The organism is Gluconobacter sp. P5E10, from assembly GCF_018812145.1.
Taxonomy (GTDB): Bacteria; Pseudomonadota; Alphaproteobacteria; order Acetobacterales; family Acetobacteraceae; genus Gluconobacter; species Gluconobacter cerinus.
The window spans coordinates 42,058-63,096 of record NZ_JACRVZ010000001.1 but is presented as its reverse complement, the minus strand read 5'-3'; the positions used below and the strand labels follow the sequence as shown (position 1 = coordinate 63,096).

15 protein-coding genes are annotated in these 21,039 nt (G+C 56.7%); 5 read left to right on the top strand and 10 right to left on the bottom strand.

Annotated elements, in window-relative coordinates; genetic code table 11:
* Positions 1-97: 97 nt before the first annotated feature.
* Complete coding sequence (locus tag KP707_RS00245; RefSeq protein WP_211501774.1) at positions 98-5,377, top strand: Hint domain-containing protein; 5,280 nt, start codon at positions 98-100, stop codon at positions 5,375-5,377.
* A gap of 7 nt (positions 5,378-5,384) precedes the next feature.
* On the opposite strand, the gene KP707_RS00240 is transcribed toward KP707_RS00245, so the two are convergent.
* Positions 5,385-6,452, bottom strand: a complete 1,068-nt coding sequence (locus KP707_RS00240; RefSeq protein ID WP_211501773.1) for a glycosyltransferase family 4 protein — start codon at positions 6,450-6,452, stop codon at positions 5,385-5,387.
* Between the two features lie 46 nt (positions 6,453-6,498).
* Here KP707_RS00240 and KP707_RS00235 point away from each other — a divergent pair, with 46 nt between their 5' ends.
* The gene (locus KP707_RS00235) at positions 6,499-7,521 is read left to right on the top strand and encodes an NAD(P)/FAD-dependent oxidoreductase (RefSeq protein ID WP_202206227.1); all 1,023 of its coding nucleotides are present in this window, start codon (positions 6,499-6,501) and stop codon (positions 7,519-7,521) included.
* 97 nt (positions 7,522-7,618) lie between these two features.
* Entirely contained in the window at positions 7,619-8,872 is a 1,254-nt protein-coding gene (locus KP707_RS00230; protein WP_046900180.1) for a D-amino acid dehydrogenase, read from the top strand.
* 104 nt (positions 8,873-8,976) lie between these two features.
* On the opposite strand, the gene KP707_RS00225 is transcribed toward KP707_RS00230, so the two are convergent.
* The 3 genes from KP707_RS00225 to typA all read right to left on the bottom strand — a co-directional run bounded on the left by KP707_RS00225 (position 8,977) and on the right by typA (position 13,628).
* A complete protein-coding gene (locus KP707_RS00225) occupies positions 8,977-11,082 on the bottom strand; it encodes a type IV pilus biogenesis/stability protein PilW (protein ID WP_211501772.1) in 2,106 nt (701 codons plus the stop codon).
* 149 nt (positions 11,083-11,231) lie between these two features.
* Positions 11,232-11,531, bottom strand: coding sequence for a hypothetical protein (locus KP707_RS00220; RefSeq protein ID WP_046900907.1), 300 nt, complete (start codon positions 11,529-11,531; stop codon positions 11,232-11,234).
* Between the two features lie 276 nt (positions 11,532-11,807).
* Positions 11,808-13,628 (bottom strand): translational GTPase TypA, encoded by a 1,821-nt coding sequence (typA, locus tag KP707_RS00215; protein WP_086634249.1) that lies wholly within the window; start codon positions 13,626-13,628, stop codon positions 11,808-11,810.
* Between the two features lie 171 nt (positions 13,629-13,799).
* Here typA and queF point away from each other — a divergent pair, with 171 nt between their 5' ends.
* Together queF and KP707_RS00205 are read left to right on the top strand one after the other, a co-directional pair.
* Positions 13,800-14,288, top strand: a complete 489-nt coding sequence (queF, locus tag KP707_RS00210) for a preQ(1) synthase (RefSeq protein ID WP_046900909.1) — start codon at positions 13,800-13,802, stop codon at positions 14,286-14,288.
* A 3-nt stretch (positions 14,289-14,291) separates the two neighbouring features.
* Positions 14,292-15,107, top strand: a complete 816-nt coding sequence (locus tag KP707_RS00205; protein ID WP_211501770.1) for an aminoglycoside N(3)-acetyltransferase — start codon at positions 14,292-14,294, stop codon at positions 15,105-15,107.
* Here the strand turns inward: KP707_RS00205 and KP707_RS00200 are convergent.
* The 6 genes from KP707_RS00200 to KP707_RS00175 form a co-directional block, all read right to left on the bottom strand.
* Positions 15,097-16,653, bottom strand: a complete 1,557-nt coding sequence (locus tag KP707_RS00200) for a PepSY domain-containing protein (protein ID WP_211501769.1) — start codon at positions 16,651-16,653, stop codon at positions 15,097-15,099. The two genes, KP707_RS00205 and KP707_RS00200, sit on opposite strands and share 11 nt — an antisense overlap.
* Entirely contained in the window at positions 16,650-16,958 is a 309-nt protein-coding gene (locus KP707_RS00195; protein ID WP_338085291.1) for a hypothetical protein, read from the bottom strand. Before KP707_RS00195 ends, KP707_RS00200 begins: the two co-directional genes overlap by 4 nt.
* Complete coding sequence (locus tag KP707_RS00190) at positions 16,955-17,227, bottom strand: hypothetical protein (RefSeq protein WP_346343905.1); 273 nt, start codon at positions 17,225-17,227, stop codon at positions 16,955-16,957. Before KP707_RS00190 ends, KP707_RS00195 begins: the two co-directional genes overlap by 4 nt.
* A 7-nt stretch (positions 17,228-17,234) precedes the next feature.
* Entirely contained in the window at positions 17,235-19,436 is a 2,202-nt protein-coding gene (locus tag KP707_RS00185; RefSeq protein WP_211506893.1) for a TonB-dependent siderophore receptor, read from the bottom strand.
* 156 nt (positions 19,437-19,592) lie between these two features.
* Positions 19,593-20,066: a flavin reductase family protein gene (locus tag KP707_RS00180; RefSeq protein WP_046900185.1), complete on the bottom strand. Its 474-nt coding sequence runs from the start codon at positions 20,064-20,066 to the stop codon at positions 19,593-19,595.
* Between the two features lie 100 nt (positions 20,067-20,166).
* Positions 20,167-21,006 carry an aldo/keto reductase gene (locus KP707_RS00175; protein WP_211501768.1) on the bottom strand — a complete coding sequence of 280 codons (840 nt, stop codon included), beginning with the start codon at positions 21,004-21,006 and terminating at the stop codon, positions 20,167-20,169.
* Positions 21,007-21,039 lie beyond the last annotated feature (33 nt).

Below are 21,039 nucleotides of genomic sequence, written 5' to 3'. Positions count from 1 at the left end.
CAATCCTTATTGACTCTTTATTACATACACAGAGAAATGGTTTTTAACTTTTCAGTAACCATTCTGAACAAGACCATTCCAATCAGGGTATTTACCGATGACGTCCAATCTTCTGATCAATGAATTCATGTTCAATCCAAGTACATCGGGAGATCCGAACGAATTTATTGAAGTAAAAGGGGACGCCGACACAGATTACAGTGAATGGTCACTGATCGTTGTTGATGGTGACGGCAGCGTTGCGGGCAAAATTGACAACGTTTTTCAACTCGGGACGACCAACAGCGCTGGCTACTGGGTGACGCCATACCAGACGAATGCTTTGCAGAACGGCACGCAAACTGTCCTTTTGGTCAAGAATTTCACCGGCAAGGCTGGCGATGATCTCGATACCGCCAATGGTGGGACGTTCACCTCCACGCCCTGGTCTGAGATTGGAGATACCATTGCCGTTTCAGACGGTGGCAGCGGTGATCCAACCTATGCTGGCGCTCCGGTTCTGACGGGTAAGCTGATTGCTGGCGCGTCCCGCATTCCTGACGGAACGGACACAAACAGCGCCTCCGACTGGGCAATTGATGACCCCTCACTGGCTGGTATCGAAGGCTACGGAACCACTGCCGCTGCGGGAACGGTTCTGGTCACACCGGGAGCCGCCAATGACGGGAGCGCTACAGGCGGTTCAGGAACAGGCACCAACACAGGTGGTTCTGATACCGGCACGGGAGGCTCTTCGGGCTCCGATACCGGGAGTGGAACGGGCACTGGCACCGGATCGGAAACAGGCGGAAGCTCGTCCGGCGGAACCAGCACCACGCCCCAGACCCTGACAATCCAGCAGATCAATGGCGTCGGCTATTACAGCCCGTATGCGGGTACCAGCGTCACAACTACTGGCGTCGTCACGGCAATCGATACGAATGGCAGCATCGGCTTCTGGGTTCAGCAGGCCAGCAAAGACAAAGACAGCATCGGCAGCACGGGCATCTTTGTCTATGCGGGCAAGACAGCCACCCTTCCGACCGTGGGTGAAACCGTTACCATTACCGGCACCGTCACGAACTACTCCGGCACCTCCTGGAGCAAATCCCTCACGCTGCCGGAGATCAATCTGGTCTCTTACACCGATACGGGCGCGACCTACGCAGAGATTGCTCCGACGGTCATTGGTCAGGGTGGCCTGACGGTTCCAGCCGCATCTTACCTCGGCGACCTTGAGCAAGCGATCGATCTCAACAAGAGCACTGCGTCTCTCAGCCCGGACACGAACGCTCTTGATTTCTATCGTAACCTCATCGGTCAGGTCATTACCCTGCATGATGTCGTGGCGACCGGCGCCACCGCGTCCAATGCCACATGGGTCGTGCCTGATAATGGTAATGGCCTCCTGACACCCACCGGTGCGCTTCAAAGCACCGAGAGCAGCATCAACACCCAGCGCGTCGAAATCTATTACGACAGCGGCGTCACCCCTGGTTCGGCCATCAGTGCCGAAGTCGGTGACAAGCTTGGCGATATCACAGGTGTTCTGACCTATTATAACGGCGTTTATGAACTGATCCCGACCACACAGGTCACGGTCATTCACACGGAAACGCCTGCTCCGGTCACGACCTTCCACAAGGACGAGCAGAATCTTCTCGTCAGTGACTATAATATCGAGAATTTCAACGCTCTTGATCCGGCCAATGCAGACCGTCTGGCGCAGGTTGCCAAGATCATCGTGCAGAACCTCGACAACCCGGACGTTCTGGCTATCCAGGAAATCCAGGACGACAGTGGCACAACCAGCGATGGTACGGTCAGCGCCGAGCAAAACCTCGCAGCACTGGTCAAGGCCATCGCAGATGCCGGTGGCCCGACCTACTCGTGGGCTCAGGTTGATCCTGCCAATAACACGCAGGGCGGTGTCACGGGCGGCAACATCCGTAGCGTGTTCCTGTACAACGCAGACCGCGTCACGCTGAAAGAACCCGTTACCACCATTGGCAGTGAGGAACTGAGCGGCACGTTCAAGAATACCCGCCTGCCACTGGTTGGAACCTTCGAGTTCAACGGCAAGGACGTCACGCTCATCAACGTGCATCTGTCCTCCCAGGCCGGAAGTTCGGAGCTTTATGGCGCGACCCAGCCCCCGGTAAACCATGGCGGCACGACGGCGACGGTTAACAACCGTATCGCGCAGGCCCAGTACATCACGAACTACGTCCAGAACCAGCTTTCGAACGATCCGACCGCCAAGATCGGCATCCTTGGTGACTTCAATGACGTAGCGTGGAGCGACGCCAATCAGGTCTATGCCAACGCTGGCCTGACGGACATGGAAACCAAGGAAGACGCGAGCAACCGCTACACCTACATCTATGAAGGTAACGCTCAGTCCCTTGATCACACCATCGGCACAGACGGGTTCGCCAATGCAGGCCAGTTCCAGACCCTGCATATCAACACAGGGCAGCTGGATGGCGAATCGGATCACGATCCGTCCCTGACCCTGTTGGAAATGACAGATTACAGCGCCACAAGTGGCGCAGCTCTGTCCGATGTTGCTCTGACGAGCAGTCAGACTGCTGCCGTTCACAGCGGAAGCACAGCCTCGAACATCAGCGTTGGTGATGGCAGCCGTCTGGCACTTTATGCCGGCAGCACGACCAAGAATATCCATCTTGCCAGTGGTGCAAAAGTGGATCTGCCGGAACTCGCCTGGTCCAGCAGCACAACAGCAACCCTGACAGACCCTTCCACGCTGGAAATCTCCAACGGCACAGACACCTATACGATTGCTCTCGACAGCGATTACGCCGCTGATTTCTTTACGGTTCAGTCTGACAGTACAGGTGGCACACTGCTCCTGGCCGAAGGGACGCCGTGCTACTGCCGTGGCACGCTCATCCTGACGAACCGCGGAGAAATTCCCGTCGAGCAGCTTGAAATCGGTGACCTGGTTCAGACCCGCTCGAACGGTCTGCGGGCTATTCACTGGATCGGTCGCCGCAGCTATTCGGGTACGTTCGCCAATGGCAACCGCGACATCCTGCCAGTCATTTTCCGAAGCGGTTCTCTGGGCAACAATCTGCCCCAGCAGGACCTGTCCGTTTCGCCGCTCCACGCCATGTATCTGGACGGCGTCCTGATCCCTGCAGTCGCCCTGGTCAATGGCACGAGCATCCTTCAGGCAGAACGCATGGATGAGGTGGCTTATTTCCACATTGAGCTGGAAAGCCACGACGTCATCTTCGCGAACGGTGCGGAATCTGAAACCTTTGTAGACGACAGCTCTCGCGGCATGTTCCACAATGCCTCTGAGTACGATGTGCTCTATCCTGCAGCAGAGCCGGTTCAGGCCCGCTATTGTGCGCCACGTGTTGAAGAAGGCGCTCAACTCGCCGCCATCCGGACGCGCCTGAACGCTCTTTCGACGAAAGCACGTGTGGCAACGGGCGCTCTGGAAGGCTTTTTGGACGTCGTAACCCACACCCATATTGAAGGATGGGCACGCGTTCCGGGCAGCACTGACGCCGTTCGTCTTCAGATCCTTGATAATGGGGTTGTTCTCGGCGAAGTCACCACTGCAACGGCAAGGCCAGATGTTGGTGGAGCCTGTGGCTTCCGATTTGAAATTCCAGGCGGTCTGTCTCCGCTGGATCGTCACGTTCTGGAAGTGCGCCGCGCTACCGATCACGCTCCCCTGGGCAACACGCCCTGGATGATGGACCAGATGGAGCAGAAAATTCCACAGGCCGTTTTGGCACCATCCCCAGTGGCCCCTCTGGATGGCTTCATCGACATCGCTACACGCAATCGCATCTCCGGCTGGGCGACGAACCCTGCTGACCCCGAAGATGTCGTGACGCTGCAGATTGTCGATAACGGGGTGGTTCTCGCTTCCATCGTGGCGAACGGTCGCCGCCCCGATGTTGCCAAGAGCGGACGGCCCCTGCTCTGCGGCTTCGATGTGATCCTGCCCGGCGGCCTCTCCCCCCTCACACGCCATGTTCTGGAAGTGCGTCGGGAAGAGGACGGAGCACTTCTAGGCACGCCACAGGTTCTGGAACCCGTAACGGCCTTCGACGCGGATATGGAGCAGACTGTAGCCCGCGCTGTGTCTGCCGCCGCTGACGAACAGTCCGGCGATCAGGTTCTGTCCTTCCTCCTTGGACAGGTGGAAAAACTCCGACAGTCCCGTGCGCTGGCCGTGAGTGGTCTGGCAGAACAGTCGCTTCATGCCACGCGCCGTCGCCGGGGAATGCTCACGAAGGCCACCACGCAACGCAAGCGCGCACTCGTAATTGACAGCCTTCGCCCCGATGCCAAGCGGGATGCAGGGTCGCAGGCGATCCTGTCTCACATGATGGCCCTCGAAACTCTGGGATATGACGTCTGTTTCGTAGCCGCTGACCAAATGGACATGACCGCACCTCTGGACTCACTGCCGAGTGTAAAGGTGCAGGGACTACCGTTCTTTGCGTCCGTCGAAGACGTTCTGCGCCGCCAGTTGAACAGCTTCGACGTCGTGTATCTGCACCGTGAAGATATCGCGACGCGCTACATGGCACTCGTCCGCCGTAACCAGCAGAAAGCCTACGTCCTCTACAGCGTCGCAGACCTTCACTTCCTGCGTCTGGCACGTCAGGCTGCAGTGCAGGGCCGACCGGAACTGATGGCAAAGGCCAATCAGATTCGTGTGGCGGAATACCGTGCAGCGCTACAGGCGGATGCTGTCCTGACGCACTCTGAAGCAGAAGCGGCCCAGCTTCGGAAAGATCTGCCGCAAGCCATTGTGCATGTGGTTCCATGGGCAACACCTGCGGCCAGCACATCGTCCACAAGCCACGACAGAAACGGCCTACTGTTCATTGGTAACTACGCACATGCCCCAAACAGCGATGCCGTGCAGTGGCTGGTGCATGACATCATGCCCGCAGTGTGGGCCATGGATCCGACCATTACCTGCACTCTGGTTGGGGCAGAGATGCCAGACAGCATCCATGCTCTGGCCAGCGATCGCATCCGGGTTCTTGGTCATGTCCAGAACCTGGACAACGTGCTGAATCAGGTGCGCCTCAGTGTCGCTCCTCTCCGGTTCGGGGCAGGCATCAAGGGTAAGGTGCTGGAAAGCCTGTCTGCGGGCGTGCCCTGCATCATGACGCCCGTGGCCGCAGAAGGACTGGCGCTTCCGGAAAGCCTGCGTGGCCTCGTCCAATCTACCACCCAAGACATGGCCCAACAGATTGTGGCGCTGCACTCCGCCAAAACTCTGTCTGGCATCATTGAAGCCGGACAGACATACACCAGCGTCACATTCTCTGAAGACGCTGTGACAACGGCACTAGGTATGGCACTTGAGCGGAAAGTAACGCTTCAGGCAGCAGGCTGAAGAAAAGTCAGGACTGACCCAGGAGAGCCATCCATCGATCCATGATGGGGCCTTCCTGAAATTCCAGCGCTTTAAGGCGGGCCATGTCAGACATGGCCCGCCTTTTTTCATTCCGCTCCATCAGAGCCAGAAGAGCTTCAGCAAGTCCGATATAATCCTCTGGTGGCACGAGGATTCCTGTTTCCTCCGGCACAACCACTTCCGCCGGGCCAGTTTCGCAATCAAACGCCACCACCGGCACTCCCGCTGAGGCAGCCTCAAGCATAACCATCGGCAGCCCTTCGTAGCGCGATGAACACACGTAGAGCGCGGCCTGCCGGTAATCGTCGTCAAGATGAGGGGTCGCGGGTGCAATCGTCACGCGCTTCAGGCACGCCGCCTGTTGCTGAAGCATGAGGCGGTCCGGTCCGTCTCCACGAATAAGCAGAGACCAGGCTGCTCCGCGTTGATCGGCTTCTATAATCGCCCAGGCTTTCAGAAGGAGATCATAGCCTTTCTGAGCGGTCAGCCGACCTGCCGTCAGAACAAGACGAGAAGCCTGCGCATAAGCTGTCTGCCAGACCGGGGGGGCCATATTCGGAATAACTGACAGAGACGCTTTGAGGGATAGTCCTGCCTGCCAGAGCGCTTTGTCACGCGCCGTCAGGACCACCACATCATCAGCCCATCGTGCCGCAATCTGCCGCCCCCAGACCCGTTTGCGACGCCCCAGCGCAATGTTGAAATTGAAGTGCTCCCACACGATGCACCGACACCCGGCCAGACGGGCCGCAGCCACGCCATACAGAGCATGTGTGGCTTCCACGACAATTAGTGTGTCGATGCGGTGACGCTTCAGATAGCGCACCAATTTCCCAACAATTCGTGGCCAGGAGCTGAAAATTTTTACCGGCTTTTCAAACAGGGATTTTACGGGAATTCTGTCATCCAGCGGAAAGACGGGCGGGCCGTTTCCCAACAGTTCCAGCAGATGAACCGTCACATCCCGCTGAACAAGCCCGTTCATCACCGCGCAGGCAGAGCGCTCGGTTCCGCCTGTTGCATTAATATGTTGGATGACAAAGGCGCACCGCATGCGGGATGGTCTACCCCATTCAACTCAAAACGCCTAAGAAACAGATATGACGATTTCACCTCAAACCCTCTCCACCGACGTCGCGATTGTTGGCGCCGGTCCGACCGCCCTCTTTGCAGCTTTTGAATGCGGAATGCTCAAACTGAGCTGCGTCCTGATTGACGCGCTCGACAGCATTGGTGGTCAGTGCGCGGCGCTATACCCGGAAAAGCCGATCTATGACATTCCGGCGCACCCTTCCATTGAGGGCGGCGCACTCATCGAAGCGCTGGATCAGCAGATTGCACCGTTCGACGTTCCCCGTCTGCTCGGCTCCCGCGTGGAAACCCTGACGGGCCACCGTGGGGACTTCACGCTCACCACAGCACGTGGCGACACCGTGAAAGCCAAGGCTGTCATCATCGCCGCTGGTGCTGGCGCATTCGGTCCGAACCGTCCACCGCTAGACGGACTGGAAGCGTACGAGCGCACAGGGGCAGTTCAGTACTACGTCAAGAAGCGTGCTGATTTCGCCGGCAAGAAAATTGTCGTTGCCGGTGGTGGCGATTCTGCTCTGGATTGGGCGCTGTCGCTTTCAGATGTTGCTGAGCACATTTATCTGCTGCATCGCCGAGACCGCTTCCGCGGGGCCCCGGAAACACTGTCCCGCATCGACGATCAGATCAAAGCGGGCCGTATTGAGAAGGTTGTCCCTTACCAGCTCCACGCCCTGCACGGTACGGACGGCCAGCTTTCTGCGGTGGAAGTCACCACTCTGGCTGGCGAATCCCGCCATCTGGACGCTGATACGCTCCTGCCGTTCTATGGTCTTTCCACGGATCTCGGCCCGATCGCGCTTTGGGGTCTGGACACGCATCGCAACACGGTTCCGGTCACCCCGGCGACCTTGGAAAGCAGCACACCGGGCATTTTCGCCATCGGCGATGTGGCAACCTATCCTGGTAAGCTTAAATTAATTCTTCAGGGATTTTCTGAAGGTGCGATGGCAGTTCATGCCATTCACGCCATAGTTCATCCGGATACAGCCCTGCACTTCGAATATTCCACCAGCAAGGGCGTTCCGGGCTGAAAAGCCGGGGGTAGACAACCGTTTCCGCTGGTGCTGATCTGATCGGTACCAAATCGAAAATACGGTTTTCTACCAATCGGAAAGCAGCAGAACTGTCATGAAAATCATCGTCATGGGCGCCGGCGTCATCGGCGTGACAACCGCCTGGTATCTTGCTCAGGAAGGTCATGAAGTTGAGGTTATTGACCGGCAGCCTGGCGTAGGGCTTGAAACGTCCTTCGCCAACGCCGGTCAGGTCTCCCCTGGTTACTCGACACCATGGGCCATGCCGGGTCTGCCGTTCAAAGTCGCCAAATGGATGACCAGCAAACACAGCCCGCTGATCATCCGCCCGCGCTTCGATACGGCCATGTTCCGCTTCATGGGCGAGCTGCTCGCGAACTGTTCGGAAAAAGCATACGACATTAACAAGAGCCGTATGCTTCGGATTGCGGAGTATGCCCGCGATAAAATCGACGCCCTGCGCGACGAAACCGGCATCACGTATGACGGTGACCAAAAGGGTCTGATCCAGCTTTTCCGGACGGATGCCCAGGTCGAACACGCTGCCGAGGACATGCGTCTTCTGGCAGAAAGTGGCGTGGATCATCAGCTTCTGAACGTCGATGAAATCATTGCTCATGAGCCGGGTCTGGCCCATGCACGCCATCGTCTGCGTGGTGGCTTGCGCCTTCCGGGCGATCAGACAGGTGATGCTCATCTCTTCACACGTCGCCTCGCTGCTATGGCCGAACAGAAGGGTGTGAAGTTCCGTCTTGGCACCACGATTGAAGCCATCGAAGCGGCTGACAAATCCATCGTGAGCATTCGTACCAGCGCTGGCCGCCTGACAGCAGATGCGTATGTGCTAGCTCTTGGCAGCTACTCCCCGCGCCTGATGAAGCCGCTGGAGCTGCGTCTGCCGATCTATCCGGTCAAGGGATACTCCCTGACCATGCCAATCACAGATGAGAGCCGTGCGCCGGTATCCACGGTGAATGATGAAACCTACAAGGTTGCCATCACGCGCCTCGGGGATCGCATCCGCATCGGCGGAACAGCCGAACTGACTGGCTTCAGCCTGCGCCTGAGCCCGGACCGTCGTGAAACGCTGGAACTATCCTTCAACGAGATGTACGGCGGCGGCGACCTCTCTGCTGCACGTTACTGGACCGGCCTGCGTCCCTGCACGCCAGATGGCACACCCATCGTCGGGCCAGCTCCGCGCTACGGCAATCTATGGCTTAACACCGGTCACGGCACGCTTGGCTGGACCATGGCAGCGGGCTCCGGCCAGATCGTTGCAGACCAGATCTCCGGCCGACAGACGGCCATCCCGTCACTGGATCTCTCTCTCGACCGTTATCTGTAAAACAATGCTGCTATCGGCTTTATAAAGCTGATAGCAGCATTGTTTCTCTGGCAGACCGATCTGACGTGATCTGCCAAAATCAGTTTTTAGCCATACTCTTCCGCTCAAGCGGACAGAAAAGCCTGAACGTCCTCTGCGGACACTGTGCCTTCGTGCTCAAGCAGCTCCTGCTTACCACCAACATGATGGGGCATCACCATCAACGGCGTTCCGTCATCCATGAAGCGAATACGCAACGTCTCCCAATCTGGTGCTACAAACTGCCTGTAAGCCTGCACTAAAGCGCATTGGTCGATACACCAGTTGGTCGGATTATCCGGATTGTAGGCAATTTGAAGATAATTATGCAGAAAACGGGCGATGTCGGGCACTTTATCCGCATTCCCAAAGTAGGAGATGCCAGCCCCCAAACCCCACGGCTCTCCAAAAAACTGATGCCCGGCCTTATCGTATGCATAAAGGCGGAAGCCATAATCTGCCGTGGCTTTCATCTCTTCCCAGAGTGTCAAAAAGTCTGACGGAAAATAGCCGTCGCAGTCTGCGGTAATGACCGGACAGCTCCAGCGCTCGGCAATTTCCGGAAAAATCAGGTATCGAATAGCCGTATAGGTTGCACCGTCACGGTAGGTCAGCGGGCCATGCGCGAAGGTGAAATCAAGCCCATAATCATGCACTGACAAGGCACTGACTATCTCTTCCAACCAGTCCAACTGTTCATTCGTCGGGCTATCGATACCCAGACAGAGCCTGATGCGGCCACCCTTCGGTCGGGCCATGCACACTTTCAGCAAAGACAGCACTAGCTTGGGAATGAATTGGAAGTATCCAGTATCACATCCGAAAACCAGACAAAGCTCTGGCTGAACGTCCTCCTGTCCCGGAAGAACACTGGACTTCCAAGTCCACCCCGATGTTCCAAGACGGTCTTCCACGACTTTGTCTTCAAGGCCTGCAACTTCATTTTCAGGCAGCCACGAAAACACACCGCAATTATAGTGAATTGGCATGATCCCGGTTTCGATGGCTTGGGTCTTGGCCCCGCTATAATGCTTGTCTGCGGCAGCTCGATCCCCGGACAGCCATGCGTCATGCCCCAAACAAATCTCGCTCCAGTAACGGATGCCATTACATGTCTGCTCATGCCGCAAAAGCGCCAGGCCACGGTCTCGACCTTTACTGAAACAGGACTGCTCAAATATCAGACTGTAGGCCTGCACCACATCCTGATTATTTGTTATGGCCAACTTCTGGGGGAGCATCAGGGAGTCAAAAAGAGGATCGAAGCCACTTCCTGAAACCTGTTGCATCAGTTCTGGGAGAAGAAGAAGCATGTTCTCTCCCTCTGCCATTCTGGTCTCAAGATACCCAAATTGCCTAATTATGCTCGGATCAGGGAACTGCTGTGCAAGCGCCTGAGACAGGTGCGCTGTCGCGGCAGCATGATCTCCCATCCGCTCCGACAGAATGGCCTGAAAGTAGATGAGATCAGGACGTTCATCATACAGTCGGGCACATTTCAAAAATTCCTGGGCAAAATCCAATCGCCCCTGCTCTGCGCACATCAACGCCAGATACAGAATATGAATGATTTCATGCGGAGCGACGGAAACTTTGAGAATTTGCCTGTTCAGCCATTCAGTTTCGGACGTTGAATCAGCACCCATGAGACTCTCAGACAGGGCACTCAACAGTTGAGATAAGACTTTGGGCGGGCAAGATTCCAAGATCCAGACGGTCTCTTCGCCTTCAGTTTCCAAGAGAACGATATCATCTTCTCTCGTGGCCATCAGAGTTTCGAGAGGCCATGCCTGCTCCCCAATTACGAGAGAAAATTCACGAATATATGGGAGGTGCAAAGACCCTTTCCCCATAGACCATCTGCGCGACAGCAGAGCATGAAGGACAGGAATGAGAGATGCCCGGATTGGAAGAAAGCTCTCCCAGTCCATGTGATGCCCCGTCCAGTCCAGATCCATGGAATTTCGGCTGGAGAGAAACTCTGTCCCCATCCTCAGAACACACAAAGGTCGTGTTGTGTCAGGCAGTTCGCGAAGCACGAGCCCAGACCGGGCAGGTGTCACTTCATAGCCGTCCTCTACCAGAACTGGTGTGACCACTTTTAGCAAGACGTCTGCAAAGGATGCTGTGCAGAGGCAGGCTTCCCTGCTGGCAAGCAGTGTTCCATGCCAGGACAGAAGATAAGAAGTCATGAAATCCAAATCCGGAAAATTGGCGGGACGATAATCTTGAACGCAACAAGCTTGGGGTAACCGTACAGTAAAAACAAAAAAAGCGGGACCAGCCTGCGCCGATCCCGCTTTCCTCTACTTACCACCCGGTAAAACCGGGTAAGCCGCCATTAGTTGGACGGTGCTGCTTCATCCGTCGTGGAGGCAGCAGCGGCAGCCTTCTTGTGCTTCTTGTGGTGGTGCTTCTTGTGATGATGCTTCTTCGTGGTGCTCGTCTTGTCAGACGTTGCGGCATCCGTGGATGCTGCTTCCGGAGCGGCGGCAGGCGCAGCCGGTTCTGCTGGCGCGGCAGGAGCCGTCGGAGCAGGCGTTGCTTCGACCGGAGCAGACACTGGATCAGCGAAAGCCGGAGCAGCTGTCAGGGCCAGAGCAGAAACGGCGGCGATTAGGGAACGATTGAAAAGGCGCATCTGAGAACGAAGCTCCAGAGAACTGAAAAACGGACCACATTTCAGAAAATTCGAAGTGGCCATGCGTTGAAATTAGCACCAGTGCGCGTCTTCGTCGTGCATTAACTTTATGAAATTTCAGGGGGATAGAGGTTCCTCTTCGTAAATACGCCTCAATTCCGCCAAAGTCCCGTCGAGGACTTCCTGATTTCTTGCCTCTCGACTCTCAGCCATAAAAAAAACGCGCACCGGAAACCCGGTGCGCGTTCTTCGAAATCTATTCCCTTATGGGAAAGATCAGCTTTCGCGGCTCTTGGAAGCGCGCTTACGCTCGTTCGGATCCAGATAACGCTTACGGATACGAATGGCGGACGGCGTCACTTCAACCAGCTCATCGTCTTCAATGTAGGCAATGGCCTGCTCAAGGCTCATACGGCGCGGCGGCGTCAGAAGCAGGGCTTCGTCCTTGCCGGACGCACGCATGTTGGTCAGCTTCTTTTCACGGACCGCATTGATGTCCAGATCGTTCTCGCGGGAGTGCTCACCCAGGATCATACCTGTGTAAATCTTCTCGCCAGCGTCCACGAACATCGTGCCACGATCCTGAAGGGCGAACAGCGCGTACTGCGTTGTCTGACCATCTTCAGCGGAGATCAACGAGCCGTTACGACGGCCTTCGATCGTGCCGACATATGGCAGATAACCATGGAACAGACGGTTCATGAGGCCTGTGCCGCGCGTGTCGGTCAGGAACTCACCGTGGTAGCCGATCAGGCCACGGGACGGGATCAGGAACGTCAGACGAACCTTGCCACCACCGGACGGACGCATGTCCTGCATCACACCCTTACGCAGGGACATCTTCTCGACGACAACACCAGAATACGGCTCGTCAACGTCGACCAGAACTTCTTCGAACGGCTCTTCACGATCGCCGGTCTCTTCGTTTTCACGGAAGAGAACGCGCGGACGACCGATCGTCAGCTCAAAGCCTTCACGACGCATCTGTTCGATCAGAACACCAAGCTGAAGTTCACCACGACCGGCAACTTCAAAAGCTTCGCTTTCCGGGCTTTCCGTAACCTTAATGGCCACGTTGCCTTCGGTTTCCTTGAAGAGACGATCACGGATCTGACGGGACGTGACCTTCTTGCCTTCACGGCCACCCAGTGGACCATCGTTGATACGGAAGGTCATGGACAGGGTCGGCGGATCAACCGGGCGGGACGGCAGCGGCTCGCTGATGGACGGATCAGCAATCGTGTCAGGAATCGTTGCTTCGGACAGACCAGCAACGGCCACGATGTCACCAGCTTCGGCTTCATCAACCGGCACGCGGTCCAGACCACGGAAAGACAGCAGCTTGGTCAGGCGGCCGGTTTCAACAACCGTTCCGTCCGGACGCAGCACGCGAACCGGCATGTTCACCTTCGCACGGCCCTGATCGATACGACCCGTCAGGATACGGCCAAGGAAGTTGTCGCTCTCAAGGATGGTTGCAACCATGCCGAAAGGCGCATCCTTGTCGACGTTTGGCGTCGGGACGTGGCGCAGAACCAGATCGAACAGCGGGGACAGGTCCTTCTTCGGTCCGTCCAGCTCAAGATCAGCCCAGCCCTGACGGCCGGAAGCGTACAGCATCGGGAAGTCGAGCTGATGCTCGTCTGCACCCAGGGATGCGAACAGATCGAAGATTTCTTCGTGCACTTCGTCCGGACGCGCGTCGCTACGGTCGATCTTGTTCACGACCACGATCGGGCGGATGCCACGGGCCAGAGCCTTGCCCAGAACGAACTTCGTCTGCGGCAGAGCACCTTCAGCGGCGTCAACAAGGATGATCGCGCCATCCACCATGCTCAGGATACGCTCGACTTCGCCACCGAAGTCAGCATGGCCCGGCGTATCAATGATGTTGATACGCGAGTCTTTCCAGACAACGGATGTGCACTTGGCAAGAATGGTGATGCCACGCTCGCGTTCGAGATCATTGCTGTCCATCGCGCGATCAGCAACGTGCTGGTTCTCGCGGAAAGAGCCGGACTGCTTGAGGAGCGCGTCAACCAGCGTGGTTTTGCCATGATCGACGTGCGCGATGATGGCGATGTTACGGATTTCCATTTGGTCTTCCAGACGGTGCATCGAAGATGAGAATTTGCGCCGTCTTCTGCACCGAATCCCGCGAATATGCAAACTCTGTCGCAGTCTTTTCGTAAAGGGGCCGGGTTGAGTGAGGCGCAAAGCTGGTCCACATCTTTGGAAAACACAGTCTTTCCGCGAGAAGAATCCACCATGTCCGACCATCATCCAACGGGGCCTTCCGCCCCGGGAACTGACGCCCTGAGCCAGCTTGGCCGTAACACGCCCGCTGCAAACAGCCCGGAAGAAGCCGTTCTGGAGCGTGTCCCCTCCCCTCATCAGGGTCGCAAATACGTCGTGCGCTTCACGGCACCGGAGTTCACATCTCTTTGCCCCGTGACGGGCCAGCCGGACTTCGCGCACATCGTCATCGATTACATCCCGAGCAAATGGATCGTGGAGAGCAAGTCTCTCAAGCTGTACCTGACCAGCTTCCGCAACCACGGCGCTTTCCACGAGGATTGTTCCGTTGCGATTGCCGAACGCCTTGTTGAACTGCTCGATCCGGAATGGCTGCGCATCGGAGCCTACTGGTACCCCCGCGGCGGCATCCCAATCGATGTCTTCTGGCAGACAGGTGAGCCACCAGCAGGCGTCTGGATTCCCTCACAGGACGTTCCCGGCTATCGGGGCCGTGGCTGAGACATGACTGAAGCGGCTGCCATTGCCCGTGCCCGCGGGCCTGTCACCCAGGCACGGCTGGCGGTTGATTTCAGACGGATTGGCCTTGAACCCGGCATGACGGTTCTGGTCCATACGGCCATGAGCCGTATTGGCTGGATCTGTGGCGGAGCAAGAAGTGTTATTGAGGCTCTTCTTCAGGTTGTGGGGCCGGAAGGCACGATCGTCATGCCTGCGCAGTCTTCGGACCTGAGCGATCCCGCCGGATGGTGTGATCCACCCGTCCCACAGACCTGGTGGGACACGATCCGAGCCAGCATGCCTGCGTTCGATCCCCGCACAACCTCCACGCGGGGCGTTGGCACAGTTGCCGAGGCCTTCCGCACGTGGCCTGGGACGCTCCGAAGCCTGCATCCGCAGGTGTCCTTTACTGCCCGGGGTCCACGCGCTGCAGACATCCTCTCCAGCCAGCCTCTTGAGGACCCGTTTGGCGTTGTTTCGCCTCTCGCGGTTCTGAACCAGTGCGGCGCTTACGTGCTGATGATCGGCACAGGCTGGGAAACCTGTACGGCACTTCATCTGGCGGAACGGCTCTCAGATCCGCACGGCCCCACGTTTGAAGATGGAACTGCTCTGCTGGTGGATGAAGAACGTCGTTGGGTCCGGTTCCGCATGCCGCAAACGAATGTGGAGCGCTTTCCGGCCATCGGGGCAAAGCTGGATGGACAGGCCATGCTGCAACATGGCCATGTCGGAGCGGCCCCCTCGCGGCTATTTCCAGTCGCTCAGGCCGTTGATACGGCCGTGGAAATGTGGAGCTTACCGCCCCTTATGACGTAACCGGGATGCGTATTTCAGCCCCCCTGTGCGGGCTCTTCCTGAGGGCCAGCACAATGAGAACCACTCCATAAACAAGCGCCACACCATCCACACTCGCAGCCAAGGACGTAACCTCTCGCGACGTCAGAGATCGTGTCATGTCCGTCAGGGGGATCAGCAGGGTCAGCACGCCAGCCGCAGTTAGAAGGGGACGAAGACTTTTCGTTCCGCCCCAACACGCAGCGACAGTGAGGCAGATGAAAAAGACCGCGTAAAACAGGGCCTCGGCTGCCTGGTAGTGGCCGCCTTCTGGTAAAAAAGGCGCGGCAGCAAGAACTGCGGATACACCGCTGATGCAGCCAATCATGCAGCCTGTTGTCAGAGCCGAGAGGCAGCGCGTTCCAAAGCCGTCTTCCGTCAGACCAGCCGAGCGGTCACGACGCCTGCGCGATGAGATCCAGAGCTGATTGCCTGAGTAAAACAGGAATGCTCCACCAAATCCCAAAACGGCATAGCCCCATCGGATCAGCCATCCTCCGTAAGTCCCGAAATGCAGAGCGTAGATCAATGTGAGGGCCTGGAATGCCGGCTTCTGATGGTTAGGCAGAAAATCAGTTGAGATCAGGCGCCCTGTGTAAGGATTGACCTCGCCATACCCCCCATCCGGTCGCCGGCTGATCTGCGCCGCGTCCTGTACCGTCACGTGCAAAGACAGCTTCCCGCCCCGGCTGGAATAGGCCAGCGTGTCCGGCTCAAGCCCCGGAACCTGCTTTCGGAAGGCATCGACAATCGCCAGCGGCTCAAGAAGTGCCTGAGGCCGGTCACCCTGGTGCGAGTGATTTTTCTGAGGCGGATGTGCGGACACTGCTGGCAGAAACAGGGTTTTCTCCAACGCCATGATGGGCTGATGAAATGCAAACCCAGCAGCCGTTGCAGCCATCACGATGTGAAACGGCAGCGAGCAAACACCCAGCAATGTATGAAAATCGAGCCACATGCGGCGCAGATTTTCGGTCAGTCTGACGGCAAAGAGATTACGGACCAGAGAGGGCAGCAGAACAATCGTGCCCGACACGAGAGCCACAGCATACAAAAGCGCCACAATCCCCATAATGAGGCGCCCATATTCCCGGTTCAAGGGAAGGCCTATTCTTTGATGCAGGATGTTGAGGAAATACCCGACCTGCGAGGGTGTTCTCGTCTGGGTAACGAGTGTGCCATCTGCGGCCAGACCTGCATACACTGTCCGTGCAGGCCCATGGTCCCTGTCTGATGAGACAACCCACATGAGGCTCGATGGACTGGTCTCATCCGGATGCAAAACCACAGTATGGTTGGCAATCATGGACGGATCTGCCGTCTCGGCCTTCTGCACCAGCTCGGACAGGCGATCTGCCGGAACCGGCACAGGTAACGTAGCTGTGCGAGAGGCCCAATTCCCCAGCGGCAATTCAAACATCGTCATGCCGCCTGCGTAAAAGGCGATGAACAGGAACAGCCCTGCCATAATGCCCACCCAGCTATGAACATTCCGGTAAAGCCGGACGACATCCCCGCGAATCTTCATGCCATGACACCATGCAGCAGGAAAAACAGGACCCACACCCCGGCATTGACGAGAACCAGCGTCAGCCATGCCTGACGGGGTGAGCGGAACAGGAAAGAAAATGCCACCACGAGCCCCCAGACAGGCCCGGGAAACCAGCGCAAAATCTGGGATGCTGCGGTTTTAAGCTGAGCATCGGCGTGAAACACCAGCCCCAGGATGCCCATCAGACCGATCGCCAGCGTGGCGCCGAGTATCAGTCCGGCCAACACCTTCCCGATCCATCCTGTGCCATCCAATGGCTTGGGCTGCGTCGTACCACTCACAATGTGCGCCCCTGAGGCCTGAAAATCGCCAGTGTCAGAGGCAGCAGAATACACGCCAGAATCAGCACGGTTCCGACCATCAGCAGTGCGGTCAGAAAATGCATTCTCAGGCTCATCACCCCCACAGCAGCCAACAGGCTGAGCAGCCCCGGCAATAAGCTCTCACGCGACGAAAGAGAGCGGCGCAGCAGACACTGAGACGGTACAGACAGGTAAAACAGTCCAGCCGCGAGACTTGTCAGGACTACAGAAAGGAGTTCGAACACCACCGGTCGCTCACCAACGATAGGACAGAGTGACGAAGACTGCCCGCCCTGGCGCCCATGCACAAGCAACCGAGCGCGTACATGCGGCGACGTAATGGCGGTTTGCAATATTGGTGCCGTTAAACTGAATTCCGAAGCGCTGATAATCGATGTGCGCCTGCAAATCCCAGACAAGCTGGCTTGGAACCGTAAAGGTCGCAGGCAGTGCGCCTGCCGTGTTGCCCGTATAGCGCACACCAGCGCCCAGACCCGTCACCCAGTTTCGGGCCAGATGGAAATCACGCTTCAGGAACAGGGATGCCATGTGAGATGGGATGGCCACTGGACGCTGGTTTTTCTGGGCCGCGACGGTCGTCTTCGTGATGCGAGGATCCTGATAGGTGAAAGACGTCAGCATATCGATCTTGTAAGGAAGTCGACCTACGCCCTCCGCCTCGAAGCCCCGTGTTCTCTGTTCGCCCGTCTGAATGTCATAGGTCGAATCAGCCGGGTCAGTCGTCAGAACATTGCTTTCGACCAGATTGAAGAAGTCAGCCGTTAACATGAAATCTTCGCCCCAGGGCGTGCCATGTGGGGGCTTGTATTTCAGGCCAGCTTCGATCTGCCGTCCGCGTGTCGGCAGAAAAGGCGTGTTCTCACGTGTCGTTCCAACCTGAGGCTGAAAAGACGTTGCATAAGACACATACGGCGCCAGACCGATGGCGGATTTGTAAAGCAACCCAACACGCCCGGTGAAGGCATTGTTCTGCTGAGGGGTCTGCTCCCCCGTCCGATTATTGACCGTCAGGCTTTGCGTGAAATCCTCACGGCCAGAAAGCGTCAGGTAAAAGCGATGCCAGTCTGCCTGTTCCTGCGCGTAAAGGCCTGTCTGTGTTTCTGTCTCGTTTGTATTGGTGGTCGTACCATAGGTCGGCCAGGAAATCGGATTGTAAACGGGATTGTACAGATCAAGAGAAGGCGCTGTCTTTTGCCCGCGACGGAACGCCATAAAGTCACTGCGAAAATCCACACCGACCAGTAACTCGTGGTGAACAGGCCCCGTCCTGAGCTTCAGGTTTGAGCGCGTATCCAGCGTGACATTGTTGTAGTTTGAGGATTGCAGAAGAGCCTGACGCGTCAGAGTTCTCTGGTCCGCAGACAGGGCAACAGCCGTCACATATCGGTATGACGCGTCAATATGCGCGTAACGCATGTTCTGACTGATGGTCCAGTTGGGCGTCAGATGACGTGTGAAGCTGTAGCCAATGGAAACCTGGCGCTTTGAGTAAACATCATAGTCTGCATCGCTGTTCAGGAAATTGCGCGCAATATAGCCGTATGGGCTCGCATAAAGCGTTCCGTTTGCGGGAAGAAACTGGGACGTGGACCCGCCATCGACCTGCTCATAACTGGCAAGGATCGTAAAATCCGTCTTGCTGTCCGGACGCCAGCTGACGGAAGGCGCCACATAAATCTCATTGTTCTTGATGTTCTTGGCATACGTGTCGGATTTTCGGATCAATCCGTTGAAGCGCCACAGGAGTGTCTTGGAGGCGTTCAACGCTCCACCCACATCTGCCGCACCCTGAACACGACTGTAAGACCCGGTCTGGAATGTCACCTGATTCTGCTGGTTCAACCGCGGGCGCTTGCTGACAGCATTGATGATGCCGCCAAGCTGTCCCGACCCATACAGCGCGGACGAGGCACCCCGCAGCACGTCCATTTCCTCAAGGCCCCATGGCTCAATGCTGTAGGAAAAAGACGTCGTCGCGTCAGGTGTTCGTGTGCCATCAAGGTAAATATCTGGTGAAAATCCACGGATCGTTCCGAAATAGCCGCGTGGATCATCCTTTGAGCCATAATCGGAAACACCGGCCGCATAGCGAACTGCTTCGGAAATACTCCGGGCGTTCAGCATCGTCATGCGGGCCTGCGTAATGACGGTCAGGTTCTGGGGCACGTCTTCAAGTGGCGTGGATGTCTTGGTCGCAGCATTTCCGCCAGCCGCTAGCAACCCGACATGACTGCCCTTCACTTCCAGACGCTCTTCCCGTGACAGCTCAGGGGAATGACCCGCATGCCTGGAATGTTCAGCGGCTTTTTCGCGTCCAGAAGGAGGGTGCTGATAATGCCTCGGACGTTCCTTCTCCGGCTCCTGCGCAAGCACCAGACCCGAAGGCAGCCCCAGCAACACTGTTGCACAGGGAATAAGACACGACCGTACCCGCATCACAAAATCTCCGAAAAGCGAGCGCGGAGATAACACTAATGATAATTATTCTCAACAAAGAAAAATGAGGAATTTCGAAAAAAGCTTCGAAATTTCCATCACTTTTTCAGATCATGACCTACAGGTCATATCCCTGTAACCAAAGCAGGCGAATGGTTACGCTTCAATTCCCAACTGACCCTGGAAGTACAGTAATGGGGCTTCATCACGAACAGTGATGGACGTGGGCTTCGCCATAAACAACGCATGCGTGCCACCTTGGAACGTCTCGACGAGTTCGCAATGCATCTGCACCAGCGCGCCATCGATGAAGGCTGTGCCATCTTCAGCTCGCACTACAACGTCTGACCCGAATTTGTCCGCCGTTCGGCTGGCAAACAGCATAGCCACATCCTTGTGGCTGTTGTTCAGGATGCTCAGACCAAAACGCCCGGCTTCAGCAATCGCTTTATAAGTCGAGCTGCCGCGATGCAGGCAGATCAGAAGCAGGAGCGGATCAAGAGAAACCGATGTCAGGGCGCTGATGGTTGCGCCCTGTTCGCCTTCGCTTCCCTTGGCGGTCACAACTGCGACACCCGTTGCGAAATGGGACATCGCCCGGCGAAAGTCCTGCTCATTCAGTGTCGTCATGACAACTCTCCTGCCATCGTCGGAATTTTTGGTTCCGGCACCATTACAGGAGAACCCTGACCGTCACCAGAAGCGAGGGAAGCTCTGGACACTCTCTTTTTCAGAAACGGGCAGTCATCGGATGCGCGCCCATACGGCCATCTTCGCGATCAAGTTTTTCAATCGCGGCCATGTCACTCTCAGTGAGGGTGAAGTCAAAGACGTCCAGATTTTCAGCCAGTCTCTTTGGGTTCGCTGATTTCGGGATCACAATCAGACCGTTCTGAAGGTGCCAGCGGATAATGACCTGAGCGGGTGTCCGACCAACACTCCGGGCAACCTCCCCAATCGTCGCGTTCTCCAGCACCTGCCCTTTCCCGAGCGGGCGCCATGATTCCGTGCGGATATTGTGCTGCTCGTTAAAGGCACGAAGCACCTTCTGCTGGAAAAATGGATGAAGCTCGATCTGGTTGACCGCCGGAGCGACGCCAGTTGCATCCATAATACGCGACAGATGGTCTGGCTCGAAGTTGGACACCCCGATGGACTTCACGCGCCCCTCCTTTTGCAAGGTCACGAGTGCCTTCCATGTTTCCACATACTGCCCCTGCTCCGGCATCGGCCAGTGAATGAGATACATATCCAGAACTGGACGACGCAGCAGCCGGCAGCTCTCCTCATAGGCACGCAGCGTATTGTCGTAGCCCTGCTCGTCATTCCAGACCTTCGTCGTCACGAACACATCAGGATAATCCGCCAGAGCTTCACCAACGCCATCTTCGTTCCGATAAAGACGCGCTGTATCGACAGAATGATATCCTAGCTTCACAGCCTCCCGCACAACCGTTGCTGTTTCTTCAGGGGGCGTCTTCCAGACGCCCAGCCCGAGCTGCGGAATAACCCGGCCATCGTTCAGTGTAATTCTTGTCTGGTTATCCAGATATGGCACCTCATCGTTCATCAGAAATTCCTTTTCAAATCTTGTTCTTACATA